Consider the following 23,074-nt stretch of genomic DNA (forward strand, 5'->3'; position numbering starts at 1 on the left):
CCCGCGCCGGCCGCGGCGCAGGCTTGCACGCGGGCGCCCGCCTACACCCCCCGCCTTAACCCCCCCCCCCTCAAAACAAGACCGGTGGGGCAGGACACCGCCGGTGTCCTGCCCCTCCTCCCGTTTCAGGATCAGGCGCGGTACGCGGTCCACATGCTCTTCATGCGGGACACCTGGCCCGCGGTGAACTGGTACATGCAGGAGTCGTACGTGTAGTCCATGAAGTTGTGGATCGGGTCGACGCCCGCCTTGTTGGTGCAGCTGTCGCGGCCGGTCGGGCACTCGAACGCCGCGCTCTTCTCGGCCGGGGTGTCGGAGACGGAGTCGCCGCTGCCCGAGCAGCCGCCCTGGAAGGTGTGGTAGAGGCCCATCCAGTGGCCGACCTCGTGGGTGGCGGTGTCGCCCTCGTTGTAGTTGGCGGCGGAGCCGCCCGGGAGCGAGGTGTTGAGGAGGACCACGCCGTCCATGTTCGGCTGGGAGGCGTAGGAGCTCGGGAAGGTCGCCCAGCCGAGCAGGCCGCCGCCGAGGTTGGCGGTGTAGATGTTGAGCGCGTTCTTGCCGCCCTTGCGCAGGGCCGTCTTCATGTCCTTCTCGGCCTGGGTGCCGTCGGACACGTTGTACCAGGAGGCGTTGTCGGTGTAGTCGGTGCCGGCCAGCGAGAACTGGAAGCCGGAGTCGACGTTGCCGGTGCCCTGGCCGCTGTAGGCGGCGTTGAGGACCGCGATCTGGTTGCTGATGTCCGTGGCGGTCAGCTTGCCGGCGGTGCCGGAGGTGATGACGTGGACGTACACCGGGATGGTGGTCGCGGTGGTCGCCTCGGCGGCTCTCATGAGCCGCTGCGGGCCCTGCTCGGCGAGCTTCTTGCCGAGGTCGGCGTCCATGGCCTTGACCTGGGCGTCCGTCACCTCGTTCGGCTCGGCCGCCTTCTTGTCCTTCGGGCGGGCGATGCGTGCGTTGGCGGAGGCGTCCGTACCGGCGCAGGCCTCGGAGCCGGACTTGGCGGCGGCGAAGGTGGTGGGGGCGGTCAGGGGGGCGAACGCCAGGGTTCCGGCCAGGACGGCCGTACCCATGAGGCGGCGGCGGAGCTTGGGGGATATGCGGGCAGCAGCGCGCACGTGCGACTCCTCGCGAAGCGTGGTGGGGGGTGAGGGATTTCCTCACGCTGGCGCGAAGCTTATGTGTCCATGTCATGCATAGAGCAAGACCTGTAAGTAAAAGATTTGTTGCTTCTGCGTCCGAAGGGGCCCCTGGTCTGCACCAGAGGCCCCTTCAAACGAGAGATTTGACGGATCGTCAGCGGACCGGCTGGTAGACCCGTTCCACCTTCTGCGTGCCGTTCAGTGTCCGGAACGAGCGGGTCCATGCGGAAGTGGCGTCCTGCCGCCGCTTGTCGGATATGACGTAGTAGTCCATCTGTGAGCGCTCGGCCGTCACGTCCAGCACCCCGTATCCGTGGGCGTCCATGTCCAGCCACTTCACGTGCCAGTTGGCGGCCCTGATGGCGGACTCGGCCACCAGCGAGGCGGTGTCCGCCGGCACGTGCAGCATGTCGTCGATGTTGTCGGAGGTCACCGACGTCACCACGAACTCGGTCGCGGCCGTCCCCGAACCCGGGTACGTCGCCATGTTCACCGGAACCTCGTTCGCCCACGCCATGTGGATGTCACCGGTCAGGAACACCGTGTTCCTGATGTTCCGGTCCCTGAGGTGGGCGAGCAGCTCCTTGCGGTCGTCCGTGTACCCGTCCCACTGGTCCACGTTGATGGCGAGACCGCCCTCGGGCAGGCCGAGCAGCTTGGTGAGCGGCCCCAGCAGGTGCGCGGGCAGGGAGCCGAAGGCCACCGGCGAGATCATCACCGACGTGCCGACCAGCTTCCAGGAGGCGTTCGAGCTCGCCAGGCCGGACTTGAGCCAGTCCAGCTGGGCGCGCCCGGTGATGGTGCGCTCCGGGTCGTCCACGGCGCCGCTGCCGACCTTGACCTGCTCGGAGCGGAAGGAGCGCAGGTCCAGCAGGTGCAGGTCGGCGAGGGTGCCGAAACGCAGCCGCCGGTAGACGGTGCCGGCGGTGGAGGTGCGTACGGGCATCCACTCGAAGTACGCCTGCTTGGCGGCGGCCGCCCGGGCCGCCCAGTCGCCCTCGGCCCCCGGGGTGTGGTTCTCCGCGCCGCCCGACCAGGCGTCGTTGGCGAACTCGTGGTCGTCCCAGATCGCGACGATCGCGTGCGCGGCGTGCAGGGCCTGGAGGTCGGGGTCGGTCTTGTACGTGCCGTGCCGGGTGCGGTAGTCGGCGAGGCTGAGGATCTCGTGCTGGGGCTCGTGCCGGCGTACGACGTACTTGGCCTCGGGGTAGCCCCCGGTCTGGTACTCGTAGATGTAGTCGCCCAGGTGCAGGACCGCGTGCAGGTCAGAGCGGGCGGCCAGGTGGCGGTAGGCCGAGAAGTAGCCGGATTCCCAGTTGGCGCAGGAGACCACGCCGAAGCGGACCCCGGGCGTCGTGGTGTCGTGGCCGGGGGCGGTCAGGGTCCGGCCGACCGGGGAGACGGCGGAACCGGCGGTGAACCGGTAGAAGTACGCGGTCTGCGGCCGCAGTCCGCGGACGTCCGCCTTGACCGTGTGGTCGGAGACGGCGCTCGCGGTGACGGAGCCGCTCGCCACGATCCGGGAGAAGGCCTTGTCCTCGGCCACCTCCCAGGTCACGGGGGTGGCCGGGCCGACGCCGGAGCCGGGTACGGCCTCGGGGACCGGGGTGACGCGGGTCCACAGCAGGATCCCGTCGGGCAGCGGGTCGCCGGAGGCGACGCCGTGCAGGAAGGCGGGCGCGGTGTCGGCCGCCGACGCGGAGGGGGCTCCCAGGGCCGCCGTCGCGAAGGGGACGAGGGCCGCGGTGGCCGCCGCGGCCTTGACGACCGAACGGCGGCGCGGCGAAGCCGCAGAGGAAGGGGGGAGTTGACTGGTCACGGACGATCATATTACTGACGGGTATAACCCCCGGTACACCCTTGTGCGGCAACGGGCGGGCGAACTCTGGGAGTACGCCCGCCCGTTGACGGACCGGCCGGTCGGCCGTCTGCCGTCAGCCCGTCTGCCGTGGGCCTTCGGCCCGCGGCCTCCGGTCAGCCCGCGAGAGCCTTGTCGACGGAGGCCGTGAAGTCCTCCGGCGTCATCTTCTGGATCTCGATCTTCTTGCCGTCCATCTTCAGCGACGGGGTGCCCGTGACGCCGCTCTTGTCGAAGACCTTCGACATCTCCACCGCCCAGCGGTTGTACGTACCGTCCTCGACGGCCTTCTTGAACTCGGCGTTCCCCTTGAGCGCCGGCACCTGGTCGGCGACCTGGAGCAGGTAGTCGTCCTTGCCGAACTTGTCGTCCTTCTCCTCCGGGTGGTTCTCCTTGGAGTAGAGGGCCGACTTGTACTCCAGGAACGCCTCGGGGCTGACGTTCAGGGCCGCGCCCAGCGCGCTCAGGGCGTTCTTGGAGCCGCTGCCCCCGAAGGCCTTGTCGAGGAAGGTGGCGCCGACGTACTGGATCTTGTACTTGCCTGCGTCGAGGTCCTTCTTGATCTGCGGTCCGACGTTCTGCTCGAACTGCGAGCAGACCGGGCAGCGCGCGTCCTCGTAGAGCTCCAGCGTCTTCTTGGCGTCGGCCTTGCCCAGGACGACGGTCGTGCCGTTGTCGCCCGTGGTGTTCTTCGGCGCGACCAGCTGCGCGTCCGCGGCCTTCTCCCATTCGCCGGGCTTGTTGGCCTGGACGACTGCGTAGCCGATGACGCCGGCCACGGCGAGGACGCCGACCACGCCGAGCGCGACGATCACCTGGCGGCGCGCCTTCGCCTTCTTCGCCTGCTTCTCGCGCTCGGCGCGCAGCCGCTCGCGGGCCGCCGCCTTGTTCGCCTGGCTGTTGCGTGAACTCATGTGGATCTCCGTGGTGTGACAAAAGGGGTGGAAGGAACTGCCGTACGCGTCTCAGGCGCTCAGGAGCGCCGCGCGTACGGGAGGTCCCCGACGTCCCACGGAGTGGACGGGAAAGCGCGTACGTGCCGCCGCGCCCGCAAGCGCCGGCCGGGGCGTCCGCCGCGCCGGGCGGGCGGTCACCGCGGCCGAGGCGGCCACCAGCAGCAGCGGCCGGAACGCGAAGGCGGCCACCGCCCGCACCAGCCGGCCCAGCGAGCGCTCCCCGTACCGCAGCCAGGCCGCGGCCAGCAGCCCGACGCAGACGTGGCCCCCGAGCAGAAGCCAGGGCGTCCACGGGCCGGGCGAGGCGAGCAGCGCGGCCGGATCGCGGCCGGGCGCGGGCACCCCGGCCAGCGGCCCGCCCACCGGAGCCCCGCCGCACAGGCCGTCCAGCCCGATGGCCCGCAGCGGCCCCGAGACGGGGCCGCCCGCCGGGCCGTAGCAGACGTGCTGCCCGGTGGTGAAGACCGTGTCGGCGGCCAGTTCCAGCGGTACGAGCAGGGCGGCGATGGGGCCGAAGCCCCGCTCGCGGCCCGCCAGCGCGTACGCGATCACGAAGACGGCGGCGAAGGCGCCGGCCACCGTCGCGGGAGGCAGCGGCGCCCGCGACAACAGGACGTGCGAGCCGGCGGAGAGCAGCACGACGAGTGCGCTGAACAGCGCCGCCCGCAGCCCCCTGAGTCCTGCCCCTGATATGCCCATCGCCGCGAGTGTGCCATGCCTCCCTGTGAATCCAAGGCCTGGGCCCCGGACCGCCGGGACCTTACGGCCGGATCCTGCCGTTGCGGAAGAGGTCGACGAAGATCTGGTGGTCGGCGCGGGCCCGGGCCCCGTAGGCGTGCGCGAAGTCGACCAGCAGCTCCGCGAAGCCCTTCTCGTCGGCCGCGATGGCTGCGTCGATGGCCCGCTCGGTGGAGAACGGGACCAGCGAGTGGCCGCTCCCGGCCTCGTCGGCCGCCGCGTGCATGGTCGCCGTGGCCCGCCCCAGGTCCGCGACCACGGCCGCGATCTCCTCCGGGTCGTCGAGGTCGCCCCAGTCCAGGTCCACCGCGTACGGGGAGACCTCGGCCACCAGCTGCCCCGACCCGTCCAGCTCCGTCCAGCCCAGCCACGGGTCGGCGTGCGCCTGCAGGGCCCGCTGGGAGATCACCGTGCGGTGGCCCTCGTGCGCGAAGTAGTCCCGCACCGCCCGGTCGGTGATGTGCCGGGAGACGGCCGGGGTCTGCGCCTGCTTGAGGTAGATCACGACGTCGTTCTCCAGGGCGTCGCTGTGCCCCTCCAGCAGGATGTTGTACGAGGGCAGGCCGGCGGAGCCGATCCCGACGCCCCGGCGGCCCACCACGTCCTTGACCCGGTAGGAGTCCGGCCGCACCAGCGACTCGTCGGGCAGGGTCTCCAGGTACCCGTCGAAGGCGGCCAGCACCTTGTAGCGGGTGGCGGCGTCCAGCTCGATGGAGCCCCCGCCGGCCGTGAAGCGCCGCTCGTAGTCCCGGATCTCGGTCATCGAGTCCAGCAGCGAGAACCGGGTGCGGGAGCGGGCCGCGCGCAGGGCCGCCAGCAGCGGACCCTCGGCGGTGTCCAGGGTGAAGGAGGGCGCCTCCTCGTGCCTGCCGCCCGTCGCGAGGTGGTGGATCCGCTCCCGGTAGGCGCCCGCGTAGATCCGTACGAGCTCGCTGATCTGCTCGTCGCTGAAGGCCTTGGTGTAGCCGATCAGGGCGACGGAGGCGGCGAACCGCTTCAGGTCCCAGGTGAAGGGGCCGACGTAGGCCTCGTCGAAGTCGTTGACGTTGAAGATCAGGCGGCCGTTGGCGTCCATGTAGGTGCCGAAGTTCTCGGCGTGCAGATCGCCGTGGATCCACACCCGGCCGGTCCGCTCGTCCAGGTAGGGGCCGCCGTGGCGGTCGTGCTCCAGGTCGGCGTAGAAGAGGCAGGCCGTGCCCCGGTAGAAGGCGAAGGCGGAGGCCGCCATCTTGCGGAACTTGACCTGGAAGGCGGCGGGGTCGGCGGCGAGCAGCTCACCGAACGCGGTGTCGAAGACGTCGAGTATCTGCTCGGCGCGCTGTTCGTTCGTCGTCTCGGGGACCGCCATGGCGGGTGCCTCCTGGTGGCGCGGGATGGTTCACGTTTTTGATCGTGAGGGCTCGGACAGGTGTCCTGGCCTTGCAACGGATGACCGTACCGGTCGGTGCCCCGGATCTGTCAGTCGGCCGACGTAGACTTCGAGGCTGCCCCCCTCACAGCCTCCGGAGGTCTGCAACCGTGACCAAGCCGCCGTTCACGCACCTGCACGTCCACACCCAGTACTCGCTGCTGGACGGTGCCGCGCGGCTCAAGGACATGTTCAAGGCGTGCAATGAGATGGGCATGACGCACATCGCCATGTCCGACCACGGCAACCTGCACGGGGCGTACGACTTCTTCCACTCCGCCCAGAAGGCCGGGATCACCCCGATCATCGGCATCGAGGCCTACGTCGCCCCCGAGTCCCGGCGCAACAAGCGGCGCATCCAGTGGGGCCAGCCGCACCAGAAGCGCGACGACGTCTCCGGTTCCGGCGGCTACACCCACAAGACGATCTGGGCGGCGAACGCCACCGGCCTGCACAACCTCTTCCGGCTGTCCTCCGACGCCTACGCCGAGGGCTGGCTCACGAAGTGGCCGCGCATGGACAAGGAGACCATCAGCCAGTGGTCGGAGGGCCTGATCGCCTCCACCGGCTGCCCCTCCGGCGAGCTCCAGACCCGGCTGCGCCTCGGCCAGTTCGACGAGGCCCTGAAGTCGGCGTCCGAGTACCAGGACATCTTCGGCAAGGACCGCTACTTCCTGGAGCTGATGGACCACGGCATCGAGATCGAGCGCCGGGTCCGCGACGGCCTGCTGGAGATCGGCAAGAAGCTCGGCATCCCGCCGCTGGTGACCAACGACTCGCACTACACCTACGCGAGCGAGGCGGCCGCCCACGACGCCCTGCTCTGCATCCAGACGGGCAAGAACCTCTCCGACCCGGACCGCTTCCGGTTCGACGGCTCCGGGTACTACCTGAAGTCCACGGACGAGATGTACGCCATCGACTCCTCGGACGCCTGGCAGGAGGGCTGCGCCAACACGAAGCTGGTCGCGGACCAGATCGACACCGAGGGCATGTTCACGTTCCGGAACCTGATGCCGAAGTTCGACATCCCGGAGGGCTACACCGAGGTCACCTGGTTCCGCGAGGAGACCATGCGGGGCATGCACCGCCGCTTCCCGGGCGGCATCCCCGAGGACCGCCTCAAGCAGGTCGAGTACGAGATGGACACCATCATCTCGATGGGCTTCCCCGGCTACTTCCTCGTGGTCGCCGACTTCATCATGTGGGCCAAGAAGCAGGGCATCGCCGTCGGCCCCGGCCGAGGCTCCGCGGCCGGCTCGATCGTGGCGTACGCCCTCGGCATCACCGACCTCGACCCCATCCCGCACGGCCTGATCTTCGAGCGCTTCCTGAACCCCGAGCGCATCTCCATGCCCGATGTCGACATCGACTTCGACGAGCGCAGGCGCGTCGAGGTGATCCGGTACGTGACCGAGAAGTACGGCCAGGACAAGGTCGCCATGATCGGCACGTACGGCACGATCAAGGCCAAGAACGCCATCAAGGACTCCGCCCGGGTCCTGGGCTACCCGTACGCCATGGGCGACCGGCTCACCAAGGCCATGCCCGCCGACGTCCTCGGCAAGGGCATCCCGCTCTCCGGCATCCTCGACCCGAACCACCCCCGCTACGGCGAGGCGGGCGAGATCCGCTCGATGTACGAGAACGAGCCGGACGTGAAGAAGGTCATCGACACCGCCATGGGCGTCGAGGGCCTGGTCCGCCAGATGGGCGTGCACGCCGCCGGCGTGATCATGTCCAGCGAGACGATCACCGACCACGTGCCCGTCTGGGTGCGGCACACCGACGGCGTCACCATCACCCAGTGGGACTACCCGAGCTGCGAGTCGCTCGGCCTGCTGAAGATGGACTTCCTGGGCCTGCGCAACCTCACGATCATGGACGACGCCGTCAAGATGGTGAAGGCCAACAAGGGGATCGACATCGACCTCCTGGCCCTCCCGCTCGACGACCCCAAGACCTTCGAACTGCTCCAGCGCGGCGACACCCTCGGCGTCTTCCAGTTCGACGGCGGACCCATGCGCTCCCTGCTGCGCCTGATGAAGCCCGACAACTTCGAGGACATCTCCGCCGTCTCGGCCCTGTACCGGCCGGGCCCGATGGGCATGAACTCGCACACGAACTACGCGCTGCGCAAGAACAAGCAGCAGGAGATCACCCCGATCCACCCCGAGCTGGAGAAGCCGCTCGAAGAGGTGCTCGCGGTCACCTACGGCCTGATCGTCTACCAGGAGCAGGTCCAGAAGGCCGCCCAGATCATCGCCGGGTACTCGCTCGGCGAGGCCGACATCCTGCGCCGCGTCATGGGCAAGAAGAAGCCCGAGGAACTGGCGAAGAACTTCACCATCTTCCAGGAAGGCGCCCGCAAGAACGGCTACAGCGACCAGGCGATCCAGGCGCTGTGGGACGTCCTGGTCCCCTTCGCCGGCTACGCCTTCAACAAGGCCCACTCGGCCGCGTACGGCCTGGTCTCCTACTGGACCGCCTACCTCAAGGCCAACCACCCGGCCGAGTACATGGCCGGCCTGCTCACCTCGGTCAAGGACGACAAGGACAAGTCCGCGATCTACCTGAACGAGTGCCGGCGCATGGGCATCAAGGTGCTCCCGCCCAATGTGAACGAGTCGGAGTCGAACTTCGCCGCCCAGGGCGACGACGTGATCCTCTTCGGCCTCACCGCCGTGCGCAACGTCGGCCAGAACGTCGTCGACTCGATCATCAAGACGAGGAAGGCCAAGGGGAAGTACTCCTCCTTCCCCGACTTCCTGGACAAGGTCGAAGCCGTCGTCTGCAACAAGCGCACCATCGAGTCGCTGATCAAGGCCGGCGCCTTCGACGAGATGGGCCACACCCGCAAGGGCCTGGTCGCCCACCACGAGTCGATGATCGACAACGTGGTCGCGGTCAAGCGCAAGGAGGCCGAGGGCCAGTTCGACCTCTTCGGCGGCATGGGCGACGAGGGCGGGAGCGACGAGCCCGGCTTCGGCCTCGACGTGGAGTTCTCCGACGTCGAATGGGAGAAGTCCTACCTGCTCGCCCAGGAGCGCGAGATGCTCGGCCTCTACGTCTCCGACCACCCGCTGTTCGGCCTGGAGCACGTCCTGTCGGACAAGACCGACGCCGGCATCTCCCAGCTGACCGGCGGCGAGCACTCCGACGGCGCCGTCGTCACCATCGGCGGCATCATCTCGGGCCTCCAGCGCAAGATGACCAAGCAGGGCAACGCCTGGGCCATCGCCACCGTCGAGGACCTCGCCGGGTCCATCGAGTGCATGTTCTTCCCGGCGACCTACCAGCTGGTCTCGACCCAGCTGGTCGAGGACACCGTCGTCTTCGTCAAGGGACGCCTCGACAAGCGCGAGGACGTCCCCCGGCTGGTCGCCATGGAGATGATGGTCCCCGACCTCTCCTCGGCCGGGACGAACGCCCCCGTCGTCCTCACCATCCCGACGGTCAAGGTCACCCCTCCGATGGTCACCCGCCTGGGCGAGATCCTCCGCCACCACAAGGGCAACACCGAGGTCCGCATCAAGCTCCAGGGGCCGCGCACCACCACCGTGCTCCGCCTCGACAAGCACCGCGTACAGCCCGACCCGGCCCTCTTCGGGGACCTCAAGGTGCTCCTCGGGCCCTCCTGCCTCGCCGGATAGCGCCCGCGACCCGCGCGGCCCGGGCCGCAGCACGCGACGAGGGGCGCGCCCGGAGGACCGGGCGCGCCCCTTCGCACACCGCTCGCGGAGGCGGTCAGTTGTGGCCGAACTTCTTCTGCCTGCCCTTGCGGGCCATGTCCATCGGACTGGGGGCCGACGACGCGTGCTCGGACACCGCTTCCGCCGAGCCCTTCGCGACGTCGCCCGCGGAGCGGGACTGCTTGGCGGGCTGCTTCTGGTTCTTGTTCTTGGCCATGGTGGAGCCTCCGTGAGGGTCTAGGGGCCAGGACCGCCTTCACCCTCACACAGCACCAGAAACCCCGCATTTTGGATCATTGCCGTCCGGAGGAACCGCGCCGGGCCCGGATCCGTCCCCGCTCCCGGAACATCCGCCACGCCGATGATCGAGTTCCGGCCGTCAACGCCCTTGCGGTCGGGCAGACTCGGGGGACCCGCAGAAAACACAGAGGATCCCCGGGGAAGAGGGTGGAAAGCGTGGACCGCTGCGTCGTCCTGGTGGATGCCGGCTACCTGCTGGGCGCCGCCGCAAGCCTCCTCGCGGGGGAGCCCTCCCGCTCCCGCATCACCGTCGACCACGCCGCCCTCATCCAGGGCCTGCGCGAGCGGGCCGAGGCCGACACCGAGCAGCCCCTGCTGCGGATCTACTGGTTCGACGGCGCACCCGACCGGGTACCGCAGCCCGAGCACCGCCGACTGCGCGTCATGCCCCGGGTCACCGTCCGCCTGGGCGCCCTGACCCGCAGCGACGGCCGCTGGGCGCAGAAGGGCGTGGACGCCGCCATGCACGCCGAGCTGACCGAACTGGCCCGCAACCGCGCCTGCTCGGACGTCGTGCTCGTCACCGGCGACGGAGACCTGCTGCCCGGCCTGATGTCCGCCAAGGAACACGGCGTCGCCGTCCACCTGTGGGCCGTCCAAGCCGCCGACGGCGACTACAACCAGTCCGAGGACCTCGTCGCCGAGGCCGACGAACGCCGCGTCCTCGACCGCGCCTGGATCACCCGGGCCGTCCGCGCCAGGGACCTCGCCGGGCTGTGCGCCCCGCCGCCCGCCCCCCGTCCCGAGATCGCCGCCATCCTCTCCGCCCCCCTGCCCGAGGCGGCCCTCGCCGAGGCCGCCCGCAGCGCCGCGGACAGCACCGGCGAGACCGAGCCCGTCCCCTCCGAGCAGAGCTGCGCCCCCGTCCCCGCACCCGCCACCGGCGGCAAGACCGTCCCCACCCCCAAGGACCTCGCCGGCGCCCTGCGCGCCCCCGGCCAACAGGCCGGCCCCGCCGGCGGCCAGGGCGGGACACCGCACCCGGCGGGCAGCAGCGCCCTGCGCTGGTCCTCCGACAAGGGGTGGATCGACCGGGCCGGTCCGCTGGGGGAGCCCGCCGAGACCGCCTCCCTGCCCACCCTCGCCCAGCTCACCTCCGCCGAACAGCGCTGGGCCGACCGCGAGGAGGACATCACCACCGTCGGGGGCGACCCCTTCGAGGTCGGCCAGGTCTTCGCGCGCCGCTGGATGGAACGCCTCCCCGACAGCGTCCACCTGCAGAAGCTGGCCACCATGTACCCGCGGATCCCGCACCGCATCGACGGCGAACTGCTGCGCTACGCCGCCCGCTTCGGGCTCCTCGCCCACAAGGACGACCAGATCGACGAGCACGACCGGTACGCCATCCGGGCCGGGTTCTGGCGGGAGATCGACGTCCGGGCCGCCGCCGAGCACGTGGCCGGGCCCCCCTCCCCGGCGGCCCAGGCGCCGACGAGCCCCGCGGCCGACTAGGACACCGACGCGGACACCGACGCGGACACTGACGGGGACACCCGGGACGAGACCCGCACGACACGCGCCGGAGACCCGGTGGAGGTGGGGGTACCTCGCAGCGGTGGCCCGGGGGAAAGCGCGTAGGCTGCTCCCTCGTGAGTACGGGCACAGCACAAGCAACACCGAGCACGGCGGTCGCCGCGGAGACGGCGGCCGACGTGGTCTGCGCGGTGCGTGACCTGGTCAAGACGTACCCCGCGGTACGGGGCCGGCGCGGGGCTCCCGCGCTGCCCGAGACCCGGGCCACCGACGGGATCTGCCTCGACGTCCGCCGCGGGGAGATCTTCGGCCTGCTCGGCCCCAACGGCGCCGGCAAGTCGACGCTGGTCCGGCAGCTCACCGGGCTGCTGCGGCCCGACTCCGGCGCCGTGACCCTGCTCGGCCACGACCTCGTACGCCACCCGGAGCGGGCGGCCCGGCTCCTCGCCTACCTCGGGCAGGAGTCCACCGCACTGGACGAGCTGACGGTGGCCCTGGCCGCCGAGACCACCGGGCGGCTGCGCGGGCTCGACGCCCGGGCGGCGCGGACCGCGCGGGACGCCGTACTGGAGGAACTCGGCCTGACCGGCATCGCCGGGCGGCCCCTGAAGAAGCTCTCCGGCGGACAGCGCCGGCTGGCCTGCTTCGCCACCGCCCTGGTCGGCGAGCGGCCGGTGCTGGTCCTCGACGAGCCCACCACCGGCATGGACCCCGTCGCCCGGCGGGCCGTGTGGACGGCCGTGGACCGGCGGCGCGCGCAGCACGGCGCCACGGTGCTGCTGGTCACCCACAACGTCATCGAGGCCGAGACCGTCCTGGACCGGGTCGCCGTCATCGACCAGGGCCGGGTCATCGCCTGCGACACCCCCGGCGGGCTGAAGGCCAGGGTCTCCGGCGAGGTCCGGCTGGAGCTGGTGTGGCGCACCGCACCCCCGATGGACGTGCCGGAGGTCGCCTCGCTCGCCCCGGCCGCCGCCGAGGCCGGCCGCCGCTGGGTGCTGCGCCTGGCCCCGGACGAGGCGCGGGCCGCGGTGGCCGCGCTGACCGGCGGGCCGGCGTTCGCCGCCCTCGACGACTTCACCCTGGCCACCCCGAGCCTGGAGGACGTGTACCTCGCGCTCGGCGGACGCACCGCGAAGGGCCTGGTGAAGGCATGAGCGCCGCCCAGGCCCCGGCCGTCCTCGCCCCGCGGGCCCGTCTCTTCCCGGCGCTGGCCGCCGTGTACCGGGCGCAGCTGTCCCGGGCGCGGGTCGCCCGTATCCCCCTGCTGTTCGTGGCCACCTTCCAGTCCGTCGGGATCATGATCCTGATGCGGGGCGTGGTCGACGGCGGTTCGGAGGCGCGGGCCGTGGTGGCCGGCTCCTCCGTGCTCGTCGTCGCCTTCGTCGCACTGAACCTGCTCGCCCAGTACTTCGGACAGCTGCGGGCCGGGGGCGGTCTGGACCACTACGCCACCCTGCCCGTGCCGCCCGCGTCGGTGGTGCTGGGCGCGGCCGCCGCGTACGCCTCCTTCACCCTGCCGGGCACGCTGGTGACGGCCGTGTTCGGGTGCGTGCTGTTCGGGCTGCCCATGGGCGGGCTGTGGATCCTGGCCGCGGTGGTCCCCCTGGCGGGGGCCGCGCTGGCCGGGCTGGGCGCGGCGCTGGGGCTGCTCGCGCCACGGCAGGAGCTCGCCACGCTGGCCGGACAGCTGGGCATGTCGGCGGCCCTGCTGCTGGGCGTGCTGCCGGCGGAGCGGATGCCGGAGGCGGTCGTGTGGGCACGGGACCTGCTGCCGTCCACGTACGGGGTGGAGGCCTTCGCACGGACCTTCGCCCCGCATCCGGACTGGGCGAAGGTCGCCGCCGACCTCGGCGTGTGCGGTGCGGTGGGCGTGCTCTCGCTGGCCGTGGCCACGTGGGCCTACCGCCGGGCGGCGGTCCGCTGACGCCGGTGCGGTCCGCGGCGGGCACACCTGGCACGATGTGGGGGTGACCGAAGCCGTGACCACACCACCCTCCCCCCTGCCCGAACCGCCGTCGCCCGCCGGGGGCATCACCCTCGGGGACATCCGTGACGGCGCTGCCGTCGCCCTGGTGACCGGGGTGTCCGGCGTGCTCCTCGGACTGCTGTGGCTGTGGCTGGCGCCGCGGGCGCAGTACGTGTCGAACGGCGAGGCCGTCTTCCTGCGGAGCACCGAGAGCGAGGCGCAGATCGGCGCCGACGCGACGTTCTTCCTGCTGTCCGTGGCCATGGGCGTGCTGTGCGCCGTGCTCGTCTTCCTGTGGCGCCGGCGCGGGAGCGTCCCCCTGGTGGTGGGACTGGTCGCCGGATCGGTCTTCGGCGCGCTGGTCGCGTGGCGGCTGGGCGTGTGGCTCGGGCCGTCCACGGACGTGGTGGCCGCGGCACGGGCGGCGGGCAAGGGCGTGCCGTTCGACGCGCCGCTGCAGCTGCGCGCGTACGGGGTGCTGCTGGTGTGGCCGATGGCGGCGGCCGCCGTGCACCTGGTCCTGACGGCGCTGTGGGCCCCCTACGACCCGGAGCCGGCCGCCCCGTGGTCGGGCGCCTACCCGCCGGCCCACGTCCACGCGGACCGGCCGGCCCCGTCCTCCCCCTCGTCCCCGGCGACGGACTCTTCGGCGGACTCTTCGGCGGACTCCGCGGCCCAGGACCCCCCGCGCCCCTGACCGGGGGCCAGGATTACCGGCGGGCGATGGGGGCCAGGACGGCGCCCGTCAGGGCGGTCAGCGTGGCCGGGGGCAGTTCGATCTCCAGCCCCCGGCGGCCCGCCGAGACGCAGATGGTGGGGTGCTCCGACGCCGAAGCGTCCACCACGGTCCGCAGCCGCTTGCGCTGACCCAGCGGGGAGATCCCGCCCAGCACGTAGCCCGTGGTGCGCTCCGCCACCGCCGGATCCGCCATCGCCGCCCGCTTCCCGCCCACCGCGGCCGCCAGCGCCTTCAGGTCCAGGCTCCCGGACACCGGCACCACCGCCACCGTCAGCGCACCGTCGACGTCCGTGACCAGGGTCTTGAAGACCTGGTCGGGACTGACCCCCATCGCCTCCGCCGCCTCCTGACCGTACGAGGGGTGCGCCGGGTCGTGGTCGTACGCGTGCGTCGTGAAGGCCGCGTTCGCCGCCGTGAGGGCCGCGATCGCGGGAGTGCCGGCCGCGGGCTTCTTCTTCGCCATCGGATTCGGATCCCCCGTGCGTTCTAGTTCGGGCTCGTCGGAGCGCGGGTCAGGTCCACCGCCGGGAGCGACGGCAGGTGCCGGATCACCGCGGTCTCGGTACGCAGCAGCCCCAGCTCCTCCGCGAGGCGCGTCGCCGTGTCCGGTGCCTGGAGCAGCCGCTGTTTCGCCGGGATGTCCAGTACGGCCGCCGCCGCCACCAGGTACGAGACCACCGACGGCTCGTCCGGCAGGTCCGCGCCGGTGCTCAGCGACCGCTCCCGGGCCCCCGCCAGCCGCTTCTGGTAGTTCCGGAAGGCCCGCAGCACGCCCTCGGCCAGCGCGCCCGCGCCCTCGCCCGCGTCCTCCGGCAGCTCCTCCAGTTCGGCGACGAGGTAAGGCCCGGAGGCGTCCACGGAGAGCAGCCGGACGCGGGTGGTGCCGGTGGCGAGGACCTCGAAGCTGCCGTCCTCCCGCTCCCGGATCGTCGCCGCGTCCGCGACGCAGCCCACCCGGTGGAAGGCCTGGATCGGGTCCGGGCCGAAGCCCGCGGCCGGGCCGCGCTCCGGCAGGGCCGTCTGGTCCGGCAGACCGGGCGCGGTCGGGGCGACCTCCCGGCCGTCGCGGATCGCGACGACCGCGAAGCGGCGCGGGGCGTCGTCGGCCGCCTTCAACAGCTCCCGCATCATGGCGCGATAACGCTCCTCGAAGACGTTCAACGGGAGGACCAGTCCCGGGAACAGCACCGAGTTGAGCGGGAAGAGGGGAAGGCGAACGGTCGTCACGAGGGACCAGGGTAGTGGCCGCAGGCCAGGCCCCATAACGCGTATCAGCCCCGTCTCAGCAGCCGCGAGGCGCCCGCCGCCACCGTCGTCGCCAGGATCCATCCGAGCAGCACCAGGGTCGCCGAACCCCACTGCCAGTAGCCCTCCACCTTCCACTGGCCGTCCTGGCCGAGATCGATGACCGGCAGCAGGAGGTCCAGGGCGTAGAGCGCCGCGTTCCACGTGGGGTGCTCGTCCTCCTTGATCGGCGGCGGCTCGTGCCGGGAGAACAGCAGCGCCCCCGCCGCCCACAGCACCGCCATCCACAGCGCGGCCCGCCCGGGCCGGTACCCGTACACCACCGTCCAGTCCTGGAGGTAGCCCCACGCCTTCACCGCCGGCGGCAGGGTGGCCCTGCGGCGGCGCTGCTTGGCCAGCAGCACCTCGCGGGCGTCCGCGTCCTCGCCGCTGGCGCGCAGCACGGCGGCCAGCCGCTCGTACGGCTCCGGCGAGTACTCCGGGGTGGCCGCCGCCACCCAGGCCAGCCGCCGCGCCAGCGGGAAATGGCCGCGGGGCGCGAGGTTCTCGTAGACGAAGCCCTCGATCGCCACCCCGCCCTGGCCCGGCCAGCTGGTGGAGGTGTCGACCAGCTTGACCACCTTGGCACCGGACAGCACCACCCGCCCCTGCTCGGGCCGCTCGCCCACGAACCGCAGCTCCGGGGTCTGGATGCGGCGCAGCGAGACCTCCTGCTCGTCGGTCAGGGTGAACCGGGCGCCGTAGAAGTCGACCGCGTCGCCGAAGCGGCCGTCGTCCAGCCGCAGGCCGCCCTGGCACTCGAAGCGCCGGGCCCGCTGCCCGCGGGTGGGGGTCTGGCCGAGTCCGTACGGGGGAGTGGAGGACCCCGAGTCGCCGAGGACGTAGTCCAGCGCGATCGAGGTCAGGTACAAGGTTCGCTCGACGGTGAGCTGCGGGGCGTTCAGGGCGCGCCGCCCGTATGGGTTGCGCAGCCGGGCGCCGCGCAGGTTCATCGACACGCCGATCTTCGCGCCGCGCAGGCTGACCTCCCCGTACGTCTCCAGCAGCTCCCCCTGGAAGTCCTGCGCGACCGACATGCCGTCCGCGGCGAACGCCCGGCCCTTGTTGTCGCGCTGCACCACGGCCTGGCTGATGAGGAGGTCGGTGCCGATCTGCGCGTCGGTGAGCCGGATCCCCCGGGCCACCCGGCAGCGCGGCAGGTGCAGGTCGCCCTCGGTGTGCAGGCGGGACGCGTCCAGCCGGGGGATCGCGCAGTTGATCATGCGCAAGGTGCCGAAGCGGGTCTCGGACAGCTGGATCTCGCTGTCGAAGCGGCAGGACTGGAGCTCCACGTACGGCTGCACGATGCCGCCCGACAGGTCGAGGCGGCCCGTGATCCGCACGCCGCGCAGCTTCAGCGAGGCCACCCGGCCCGGCTCCGGCGGCGGCCCGTGGAGCAGCAGCAGCGCCACCACCGCGGCGCGGACGCTGCGCTGCGGGCCCCAGACCTCCTCGTTGTGCGGGTCGTCGTGGTCGGCCGCCCGCGCACTGAGGTCGCAGACGCTGCCCGTGCGGTACGCCTGCCACATGCGCTGCTCGGGACCGGTGAGGTCGGCCGGCTCCCCGTCCGCGTGCATCTCGGTCATGGCGGCCCCCCTCCGCGGTCACATACGTGTAGGGGAACGCTAACGGGGGGCGCTGACAGCCGGGGCGTGTATCAGCCAGTGATACGGGCGGACGGTGGCGGGAGGCGGTCTGAGAGAATTGTGAGGTGATCTCTCGTATCGACCTGCGCGGTGACGCCCTCCCCGAGGGCGGCGCCCTGCGCGATCTGCTGCCCCGTGCCGAGTTCGACGTGGAAGCCGCCCTGGAGAAGGTGCGGCCCATCTGCGAGGACGTCCATCATCGTGGCACGGCGGCGCTGATCGAGTACGCGGAGAAGTTCGACGGGGTGAAGCTGGAGCAGGTCAGGGTGCCCGCCGAGGCGCTCAAGGCCGCCCTCGACGCCCTCGACCCGGCCGTCCGCGCCGCCCTGGAGGAGTCCATCCGGCGCGCCCGGACCGTGCACCGCAGCCAGCGCCGCAGCGAGCACACCACCCAGGTGGTCCCCGGCGGAACCGTGACCGAGAAGTGGGTTCCGGTCGAGCGCGTGGGGCTGTACGCCCCGGGCGGCCGCTCGGTGTACCCGTCGTCCGTCGTCATGAACGTCGTACCGGCGCAGGAGGCGGGCGTCGAGTCGATCGCGCTGGCGTCCCCGCCGCAGAAGGAGTTCGGCGGCCTGCCGCACCCGACGATCCTCGCGGCCTGCGCGCTGCTCGGCGTCGACGAGGTGTACGCGGCCGGCGGCGCCGTCGCCGTCGCGATGTTCGCGTACGGCACGGAGGACTGCCTGCCCGTGAACATGGTCACCGGCCCCGGCAACATCTGGGTCGCCGCCGCCAAGCGCTACTTCACCGGGAAGATCGGCATCGACACCGAGGCCGGCCCCACCGAGATCGCGGTGCTCGCGGACTCCACGGCCGACCCGGTGCACGTCGCCGCCGACCTGATCAGCCAGGCCGAGCACGACCCGCTCGCCGCCGCCGTCCTGGTCACCGACTCCGAGGAGCTGGCCGCCGCCGTCGAGCAGGAGCTGGAGCCGCAGGTCGCGGCCACCAAGCACGTCGAGGACCGGATCAAGCCGGCCCTCGCCGGCAAGCAGTCCGCCATCGTGCTGGTCGACAGCCTGGAGGACGGCCTCAAGGTCGTCGACGCGTACGGCGCCGAACACCTGGAGATCCAGACCGCCGACGCCGCGGCCTGGGCCGCCCGCGTCCGCAACGCCGGCGCGATCTTCGTCGGCCCGTGGGCCCCGGTCTCGCTCGGCGACTACTGCGCCGGGTCGAACCACGTGCTGCCCACCGGCGGCTGCGCCTGCCACTCCTCCGGCCTGTCCGTGCAGTCCTTCCTGCGCGGCATCCACATCGTCGACTACACGCGCGACGCCCTCGCCGAGGTCACCCACCACGTGGTCACCCTGGCCGAGGCCGAGGACCTGCCCGCACACGGCGCCGCCCTGAAGGCACGCTTCGGGTGGAAGGTGCCGCAGGCATGACCGGCATCGACGACCTGCCCATCCGGGACGAACTGCGCGGCAAGAGCCCGTACGGCGCCCCGCAGCTCGACGTGCCCGTCCAGCTCAACACCAACGAGAACCCCTACCAGCTGCCCGAACCGCTGGTGCGGCGGATCGCCGAGCGCGTCGCCGAGGCCGCCCGCACCCTCAACCGCTACCCCGACCGGGACGCGGTCGAGCTGCGGACCGGGCTGGCCGCCTACCTCACCCGTACCGGCGGGCACCCGGTCGCACGGGAGAACGTCTGGGCCGCCAACGGCTCCAACGAGGTCATCCAGCAGCTGTTGCAGACCTTCGGCGGGCCCGGCCGCACCGCGATCGGCTTCGAGCCCTCCTACTCCATGCACGCGCTGATCGCCCGCGGCACCGGCACGGGCTGGATCTCCGGCCCGCGCAACGAGGACTTCACCATCGACGTGGAGGCGGCCGGGCAGGCCATCGCCGAGAACGCCCCCGACGTCGTCTTCATCACCTCGCCGAACAACCCCACCGGGACCGCGGTCGAGGCGGAGACCGTCCTCGCGCTGTACGAGGCCGCCCAGGCCGCCAAACCGTCCCTGGTGGTCGTGGACGAGGCGTACGTCGAGTTCAGCCACCGGCCCTCCCTCCTCCCGCTCATCGAGGGCCGGCCGAACATGGTGATCTCCCGGACCATGTCCAAGGCCTTCGGCGCGGCCGGGCTGCGCCTGGGCTACCTGGCCGCGCACCCGGCCGTGGTCGACGCCGTGCAGCTCGTACGCCTGCCGTACCACCTGTCGGCCGTCACCCAGGCGACCGCGCTGGCCGCCCTGGAGCACACCGACACCCTGCTCGGCTACGTCGAACAGCTCAAGGCCGAGCGGGACCGCCTCGTCGACGAGCTGCGGGCCATCGGCTACGACGTCACCGAGTCCGACGCGAACTTCATCCAGTTCGGCAGGTTCGCGGATTCGCACACCGCATGGCAGAAGATCCTCGACCAGGGAGTCCTGGTCCGTGACAACGGCGTACCGGGCTGGCTGCGGGTCACCGCGGGCACCCCCGCCGAGAACGACGCGTTCCTGGAAGCGGTTCGCGCACTGAAGAAGGAGCAGCACGCATGAGCCGCATCGGACGGGTCGAACGGACCACCAAGGAGACCTCGGTCCTCGTCGAGATAAACCTTGACGGCACCGGCAAGGTCGACGTCTCGACGGGCGTGGGCTTCTACGACCACATGCTCGACCAGCTCGGCCGCCACGGCCTCTTCGACCTCACCGTCAAGACGGACGGCGACCTGCACATCGACAGCCACCACACCATCGAGGACACCGCCCTCGCGCTCGGCGCCGCCTTCAAGCAGGCCCTCGGCGACAAGGTCGGCATCTACCGCTTCGGCAACTGCACCGTGCCGCTGGACGAGTCCCTCGCCCAGGTGACCGTCGACCTGTCCGGCCGCCCCTACCTCGTGCACACCGAGCCCGAGAACATGGCGCCGATGATCGGCTCGTACGACACCACGATGACCCGGCACATCCTGGAGTCCTTCGTCGCGCAGGCCCAGATCGCCCTGCACGTGCACGTCCCCTACGGCCGCAACGCCCACCACATCGTGGAGTGCCAGTTCAAGGCCCTGGCCCGGGCGCTGCGCTACGCCGCCGAGTTCGACCCCCGCGCGGCCGGCATCCTGCCCTCCACGAAGGGCGCCCTCTAGCCGTGAACGGCCTCAACACCATCCTGATCGTCCTCGGCCTGTTCCTGGCCGGGGGCGTCTACTCCTTCCAGAAGCAGGAGATGCCCAAGTCGGTCGTCATCCTGCTCGCCATCGGCTCCGCGATGTGCCTCGCCGCCGGAGTCCTGCGGATCCAGGGGATTTGGGAATGAGCGCAGCACGCCCCACCAAAACGGTCGTGGTCTTCGACTACGGCTTCGGCAACGTCCGTTCCGCCGAGCGCGCCCTCGCGCGGGTCGGCGCGGACGTCGAGATCACCCGCGACTACGACAAGGCCATGGACGCCGACGGACTGCTGGTCCCCGGTGTCGGTGCCTTCTCCGCCTGCATGCAGGGCCTCAAGGACGTCCGCGGTGACTGGATCATCGGCCGCCGGCTGTCCGGCGGACGCCCGGTCATGGGGATCTGCGTCGGCATGCAGATCCTCTTCGAGCGCGGCATCGAGCACGGCGTGGAGACCGAGGGGCTCGACGAGTGGCCCGGCACCGTCGGCCCGCTGAAGGCCCCGGTCGTCCCCCACATGGGCTGGAACACCGTCGAGGCGCCGGCCGACAGCCAGGCCTTCAAGGGCCTGGACGCCGATGCCCGGTTCTACTTCGTGCACTCGTACGCGGCGAAGGACTGGAGCCTGGAGGTCACCAACCCCAGGATCAAGGGCCCCAAGGTCACCTGGGCCACCCACGGCGAACGCTTCGTCGCGGCGGTGGAGAACGGTGCCCTGTGGGCCACCCAGTTCCACCCCGAGAAGTCCGGCGACGCCGGAGCCCAGCTCCTCACCAACTGGATCGAGACCCTGTGATGACCCAGCCCTCCGCCACGCTGGAGCTGCTGCCCGCCGTCGACGTCCGCGACGGCCAGGCCGTACGCCTCGTGCACGGGGTGTCCGGCAGCGAGACCTCCTACGGCTCCCCGCTGGAGGCGGCCCTCGCCTGGCAGCGCGCCGGCGCCGAATGGTTGCACCTGGTCGACCTCGACGCCGCCTTCGGCACCGGTGACAACCGGGCCCTCGTGGCCGAGATCACCGGCGCCATGGACATCAAGGTCGAGCTGTCCGGCGGCATCCGCGACGACGCCACGCTCGCCGCGGCCCTCGCCACCGGCTGCACCCGCGTCAACCTCGGCACCGCCGCCCTGGAGACCCCCGAGTGGGCCGCGAAGGCCATCGCCGAGCACGGCGACAAGATCGCGGTCGGGCTCGACGTACGCGGTACGACCCTCAAGGGCCGCGGCTGGACCAGCGAGGGCGGCGACCTGTACGAGACGCTCGCCCGCCTGGACTCCGAGGGCTGCGCCCGCTACGTCGTCACCGACATCGGCAAGGACGGCACGCTGACCGGCCCCAACCTGGAGCTGCTGCGGAACGTCTGCGCCGCCACCGACCGGCCCGTCGTGGCCTCCGGCGGCATCTCCTCCCTCGACGACCTGCGGGCGCTGTCGGAGCTGGTGCCGCTGGGCGTGGAGGGCGCGATCGTGGGCAAGGCCCTGTACGCCAAGGCCTTCACCCTCGAAGAGGCCCTACGGGTGGTGTCCGCATGAGCGCTTCCGACGAGGTCCGCCGGATCTCCTCGGGCGGCCCCTACGAGGACGTCATCGGCTACTCCCGGGCCGTGCAGCTCCCCAACGGGCTGGTCCTGGTCTCCGGCTGCACCGCCGCCGACGGCGGCGGGCCGTACGAGCAGGCGATCACCGCCTTCGGCGTCGCCTTCAAGGCGCTGGAGCAGGCCGGGCTCGGCCCCGAGCACGTGGTCCGCACCCGGATGTACCTCACGCACGCCCGCGACGTGGACGAGGTCGGCCGCGCCCACAAGGAGCTCTTCGACGAGGTCCGCCCCGCCGCATCCATGATCATCGTCTCCGGTTTCGTCGACCCCGCCATGGTCGTCGAGGTGGAGGTCGAAGCCTTTGGTCCCCCAGGAGCCGCCGCATGACTCTCGCCGTACGGGTGATCCCCTGCCTGGACGTGGACAACGGCCGCGTCGTCAAGGGCGTCAACTTCCAGAACCTGCGCGATGCGGGCGACCCGGTGGAGATGGCCAAGCTGTACGACGCCGAGGGCGCCGACGAGCTGACCTTCCTCGACATCACGGCGTCGTCCGGCAACCGCGAGACCACGTACGACGTGGTCCGCCGGACTGCCGAGCAGGTCTTCATCCCGCTCACCGTCGGCGGCGGCGTCCGCACCGCGGACGACGTGGACCGGCTGCTGCGTGCGGGTGCGGACAAGGTCGGCGTGAACACCGCCGCCATCGCCCGGCCCGAGCTCATCCAGGAGATCGCGGAGCGCTTCGGGCGCCAGGTCCTGGTCCTGTCGGTCGACGCCCGGCGCACGGCGTCCGGCTCCTTCGAGGTCACCACGCACGGCGGCCGCCGGGGCACGGGCATGGACGCCGTCGAGTGGGCGCACCGGGCGGCCGAGCTGGGCGCCGGGGAGATCCTGCTGAACTCGATGGACGCCGACGGCACCAAGGACGGCTACGACACCGAGATGATCACGGCGGTCCGCAAGTACGTCACCGTCCCGGTGATCGCCTCGGGCGGCGCGGGCCGGCTGGAGCACTTCCCGCCCGCGATCGAGGCCGGCGCCGACGCCGTCCTCGCGGCGTCGGTGTTCCACTTCGGCGACCTGCGCATCTCGGAGGTCAAGTCGGCCCTCCGCGAGGCGGGCCACCCGGTCCGCTGACGCCCCGGCCGGGCGGCGGTGCCGGTGCCCGGGGCGTTGCCCCGGGCCCCCGCGGGGCCGGCCGGTGCGAGGGCGCCGTGCGGAACCGCGCCG

At 71.7% G+C, this 23,074-nt stretch carries 22 protein-coding genes; 13 read left to right on the forward strand and 9 right to left on the reverse strand.

The window, feature by feature from the left end; genetic code table 11:
- Positions 1-131: 131 nt before the first annotated feature.
- From ABZ128_RS16145 to ABZ128_RS16165, 5 genes are all read right to left on the reverse strand, one after another.
- The gene (locus ABZ128_RS16145; RefSeq protein ID WP_356849067.1) at positions 132-1,070 is read right to left on the reverse strand and encodes a zinc metalloprotease; all 939 of its coding nucleotides are present in this window, start codon (positions 1,068-1,070) and stop codon (positions 132-134) included.
- Between the two features lie 223 nt (positions 1,071-1,293).
- Entirely contained in the window at positions 1,294-2,958 is a 1,665-nt protein-coding gene (locus ABZ128_RS16150) for an alkaline phosphatase D family protein (protein WP_356848893.1), read from the reverse strand.
- A 155-nt stretch (positions 2,959-3,113) separates the two neighbouring features.
- A complete protein-coding gene (locus ABZ128_RS16155) occupies positions 3,114-3,911 on the reverse strand; it encodes a thioredoxin domain-containing protein (RefSeq protein WP_356848894.1) in 798 nt (265 codons plus the stop codon).
- Positions 3,912-3,962: 51 nt separating this feature from the next.
- Positions 3,963-4,652 (reverse strand): hypothetical protein, encoded by a 690-nt coding sequence (locus ABZ128_RS16160; protein WP_356848896.1) that lies wholly within the window; start codon positions 4,650-4,652, stop codon positions 3,963-3,965.
- A 61-nt stretch (positions 4,653-4,713) separates the two neighbouring features.
- Positions 4,714-6,039, reverse strand: a complete 1,326-nt coding sequence (locus ABZ128_RS16165; RefSeq protein WP_356848898.1) for a DUF2252 domain-containing protein — start codon at positions 6,037-6,039, stop codon at positions 4,714-4,716.
- A gap of 170 nt (positions 6,040-6,209) precedes the next feature.
- Here ABZ128_RS16165 and dnaE point away from each other — a divergent pair, with 170 nt between their 5' ends.
- The gene (gene dnaE / locus ABZ128_RS16170; protein ID WP_356848899.1) at positions 6,210-9,752 is read left to right on the forward strand and encodes a DNA polymerase III subunit alpha; all 3,543 of its coding nucleotides are present in this window, start codon (positions 6,210-6,212) and stop codon (positions 9,750-9,752) included.
- A gap of 94 nt (positions 9,753-9,846) precedes the next feature.
- On the opposite strand, the gene ABZ128_RS16175 is transcribed toward dnaE, so the two are convergent.
- Complete coding sequence (locus ABZ128_RS16175; RefSeq protein ID WP_356848900.1) at positions 9,847-10,008, reverse strand: hypothetical protein; 162 nt, start codon at positions 10,006-10,008, stop codon at positions 9,847-9,849.
- A 230-nt stretch (positions 10,009-10,238) separates the two neighbouring features.
- Here ABZ128_RS16175 and ABZ128_RS16180 point away from each other — a divergent pair, with 230 nt between their 5' ends.
- From ABZ128_RS16180 to ABZ128_RS16195, 4 genes are all read left to right on the forward strand, one after another.
- The gene (locus ABZ128_RS16180; protein WP_356848902.1) at positions 10,239-11,543 is read left to right on the forward strand and encodes an NYN domain-containing protein; all 1,305 of its coding nucleotides are present in this window, start codon (positions 10,239-10,241) and stop codon (positions 11,541-11,543) included.
- Positions 11,544-11,743: 200 nt separating this feature from the next.
- Positions 11,744-12,721, forward strand: coding sequence for an ABC transporter ATP-binding protein (locus ABZ128_RS16185; RefSeq protein ID WP_356849069.1), 978 nt, complete (start codon positions 11,744-11,746; stop codon positions 12,719-12,721).
- Positions 12,718-13,491, forward strand: a complete 774-nt coding sequence (locus ABZ128_RS16190; protein ID WP_356848903.1) for an ABC transporter permease — start codon at positions 12,718-12,720, stop codon at positions 13,489-13,491. The genes ABZ128_RS16185 and ABZ128_RS16190 overlap by 4 nt, the downstream gene beginning before the upstream one ends.
- Before the next feature lie 43 nt (positions 13,492-13,534).
- Positions 13,535-14,230 (forward strand): hypothetical protein, encoded by a 696-nt coding sequence (locus ABZ128_RS16195; RefSeq protein ID WP_356848904.1) that lies wholly within the window; start codon positions 13,535-13,537, stop codon positions 14,228-14,230.
- A 13-nt stretch (positions 14,231-14,243) separates the two neighbouring features.
- On the opposite strand, the gene ybaK is transcribed toward ABZ128_RS16195, so the two are convergent.
- The 3 genes from ybaK to ABZ128_RS16210 are packed head-to-tail and all read right to left on the reverse strand — an operon-like array spanning position 14,244 to position 17,142.
- Positions 14,244-14,735, reverse strand: coding sequence for a Cys-tRNA(Pro) deacylase (gene ybaK / locus ABZ128_RS16200; protein WP_356848905.1), 492 nt, complete (start codon positions 14,733-14,735; stop codon positions 14,244-14,246).
- 23 nt (positions 14,736-14,758) lie between these two features.
- On the reverse strand, positions 14,759-15,499 hold the full coding sequence (locus ABZ128_RS16205; protein ID WP_356848907.1) for an LON peptidase substrate-binding domain-containing protein: 741 nt from the start codon (positions 15,497-15,499) through the stop codon (positions 14,759-14,761).
- A gap of 44 nt (positions 15,500-15,543) precedes the next feature.
- A complete protein-coding gene (locus ABZ128_RS16210; protein WP_356848908.1) occupies positions 15,544-17,142 on the reverse strand; it encodes an oxidoreductase in 1,599 nt (532 codons plus the stop codon).
- A 125-nt stretch (positions 17,143-17,267) separates the two neighbouring features.
- On the opposite strand from ABZ128_RS16210, the gene hisD reads away from it, so the two are divergent.
- The 8 genes from hisD to hisF are packed head-to-tail and all read left to right on the forward strand — an operon-like array spanning position 17,268 to position 22,981.
- On the forward strand, positions 17,268-18,590 hold the full coding sequence (gene hisD, locus ABZ128_RS16215; protein WP_356848909.1) for a histidinol dehydrogenase: 1,323 nt from the start codon (positions 17,268-17,270) through the stop codon (positions 18,588-18,590).
- On the forward strand, positions 18,587-19,693 hold the full coding sequence (locus tag ABZ128_RS16220) for a histidinol-phosphate transaminase (RefSeq protein WP_356848910.1): 1,107 nt from the start codon (positions 18,587-18,589) through the stop codon (positions 19,691-19,693). The genes hisD and ABZ128_RS16220 overlap by 4 nt, the downstream gene beginning before the upstream one ends.
- Positions 19,690-20,283 (forward strand): imidazoleglycerol-phosphate dehydratase HisB, encoded by a 594-nt coding sequence (gene hisB / locus ABZ128_RS16225; RefSeq protein WP_356848911.1) that lies wholly within the window; start codon positions 19,690-19,692, stop codon positions 20,281-20,283. The genes ABZ128_RS16220 and hisB overlap by 4 nt, the downstream gene beginning before the upstream one ends.
- Before the next feature lie 2 nt (positions 20,284-20,285).
- Positions 20,286-20,453 (forward strand): hypothetical protein, encoded by a 168-nt coding sequence (locus ABZ128_RS16230; protein WP_356848912.1) that lies wholly within the window; start codon positions 20,286-20,288, stop codon positions 20,451-20,453.
- Positions 20,450-21,100, forward strand: coding sequence for an imidazole glycerol phosphate synthase subunit HisH (gene hisH, locus ABZ128_RS16235; RefSeq protein WP_356848913.1), 651 nt, complete (start codon positions 20,450-20,452; stop codon positions 21,098-21,100). Before ABZ128_RS16230 ends, hisH begins: the two co-directional genes overlap by 4 nt.
- Positions 21,100-21,837, forward strand: a complete 738-nt coding sequence (priA, locus tag ABZ128_RS16240) for a bifunctional 1-(5-phosphoribosyl)-5-((5-phosphoribosylamino)methylideneamino)imidazole-4-carboxamide isomerase/phosphoribosylanthranilate isomerase PriA (protein WP_356848915.1) — start codon at positions 21,100-21,102, stop codon at positions 21,835-21,837. Before hisH ends, priA begins: the two co-directional genes overlap by 1 nt.
- Complete coding sequence (locus ABZ128_RS16245; RefSeq protein ID WP_356848916.1) at positions 21,834-22,229, forward strand: RidA family protein; 396 nt, start codon at positions 21,834-21,836, stop codon at positions 22,227-22,229. The genes priA and ABZ128_RS16245 overlap by 4 nt, the downstream gene beginning before the upstream one ends.
- A complete protein-coding gene (hisF, locus tag ABZ128_RS16250; protein ID WP_356848917.1) occupies positions 22,226-22,981 on the forward strand; it encodes an imidazole glycerol phosphate synthase subunit HisF in 756 nt (251 codons plus the stop codon). The genes ABZ128_RS16245 and hisF overlap by 4 nt, the downstream gene beginning before the upstream one ends.
- Positions 22,982-23,074 lie beyond the last annotated feature (93 nt).

The organism is Streptomyces sp. NPDC006326, assembly GCF_040612915.1.
Taxonomy (GTDB): Bacteria; Actinomycetota; Actinomycetes; order Streptomycetales; family Streptomycetaceae; genus Streptomyces.

Coding starts and splice junctions, on each gene's coding strand:
- ABZ128_RS16145 (WP_356849067.1), bottom strand. CDS start 1,070: ATGGGTACGGCCGTCCTGGCCGGAACCCTGGCGTTCGCCCCCCTGACC.
- ABZ128_RS16155 (WP_356848894.1), bottom strand. CDS start 3,911: ATGAGTTCACGCAACAGCCAGGCGAACAAGGCGGCGGCCCGCGAGCGG.
- ABZ128_RS16160 (WP_356848896.1), bottom strand. CDS start 4,652: ATGGGCATATCAGGGGCAGGACTCAGGGGGCTGCGGGCGGCGCTGTTC.
- ABZ128_RS16165 (WP_356848898.1), bottom strand. CDS start 6,039: ATGGCGGTCCCCGAGACGACGAACGAACAGCGCGCCGAGCAGATACTC.
- ABZ128_RS16175 (WP_356848900.1), bottom strand. CDS start 10,008: ATGGCCAAGAACAAGAACCAGAAGCAGCCCGCCAAGCAGTCCCGCTCC.
- ABZ128_RS16190 (WP_356848903.1), top strand. CDS start 12,718: ATGAGCGCCGCCCAGGCCCCGGCCGTCCTCGCCCCGCGGGCCCGTCTC.
- ybaK (WP_356848905.1), bottom strand. CDS start 14,735: ATGGCGAAGAAGAAGCCCGCGGCCGGCACTCCCGCGATCGCGGCCCTC.
- ABZ128_RS16210 (WP_356848908.1), bottom strand. CDS start 17,142: ATGACCGAGATGCACGCGGACGGGGAGCCGGCCGACCTCACCGGTCCC.
- ABZ128_RS16220 (WP_356848910.1), top strand. CDS start 18,587: ATGACCGGCATCGACGACCTGCCCATCCGGGACGAACTGCGCGGCAAG.
- hisB (WP_356848911.1), top strand. CDS start 19,690: ATGAGCCGCATCGGACGGGTCGAACGGACCACCAAGGAGACCTCGGTC.
- hisH (WP_356848913.1), top strand. CDS start 20,450: ATGAGCGCAGCACGCCCCACCAAAACGGTCGTGGTCTTCGACTACGGC.
- priA (WP_356848915.1), top strand. CDS start 21,100: ATGACCCAGCCCTCCGCCACGCTGGAGCTGCTGCCCGCCGTCGACGTC.
- ABZ128_RS16245 (WP_356848916.1), top strand. CDS start 21,834: ATGAGCGCTTCCGACGAGGTCCGCCGGATCTCCTCGGGCGGCCCCTAC.
- hisF (WP_356848917.1), top strand. CDS start 22,226: ATGACTCTCGCCGTACGGGTGATCCCCTGCCTGGACGTGGACAACGGC.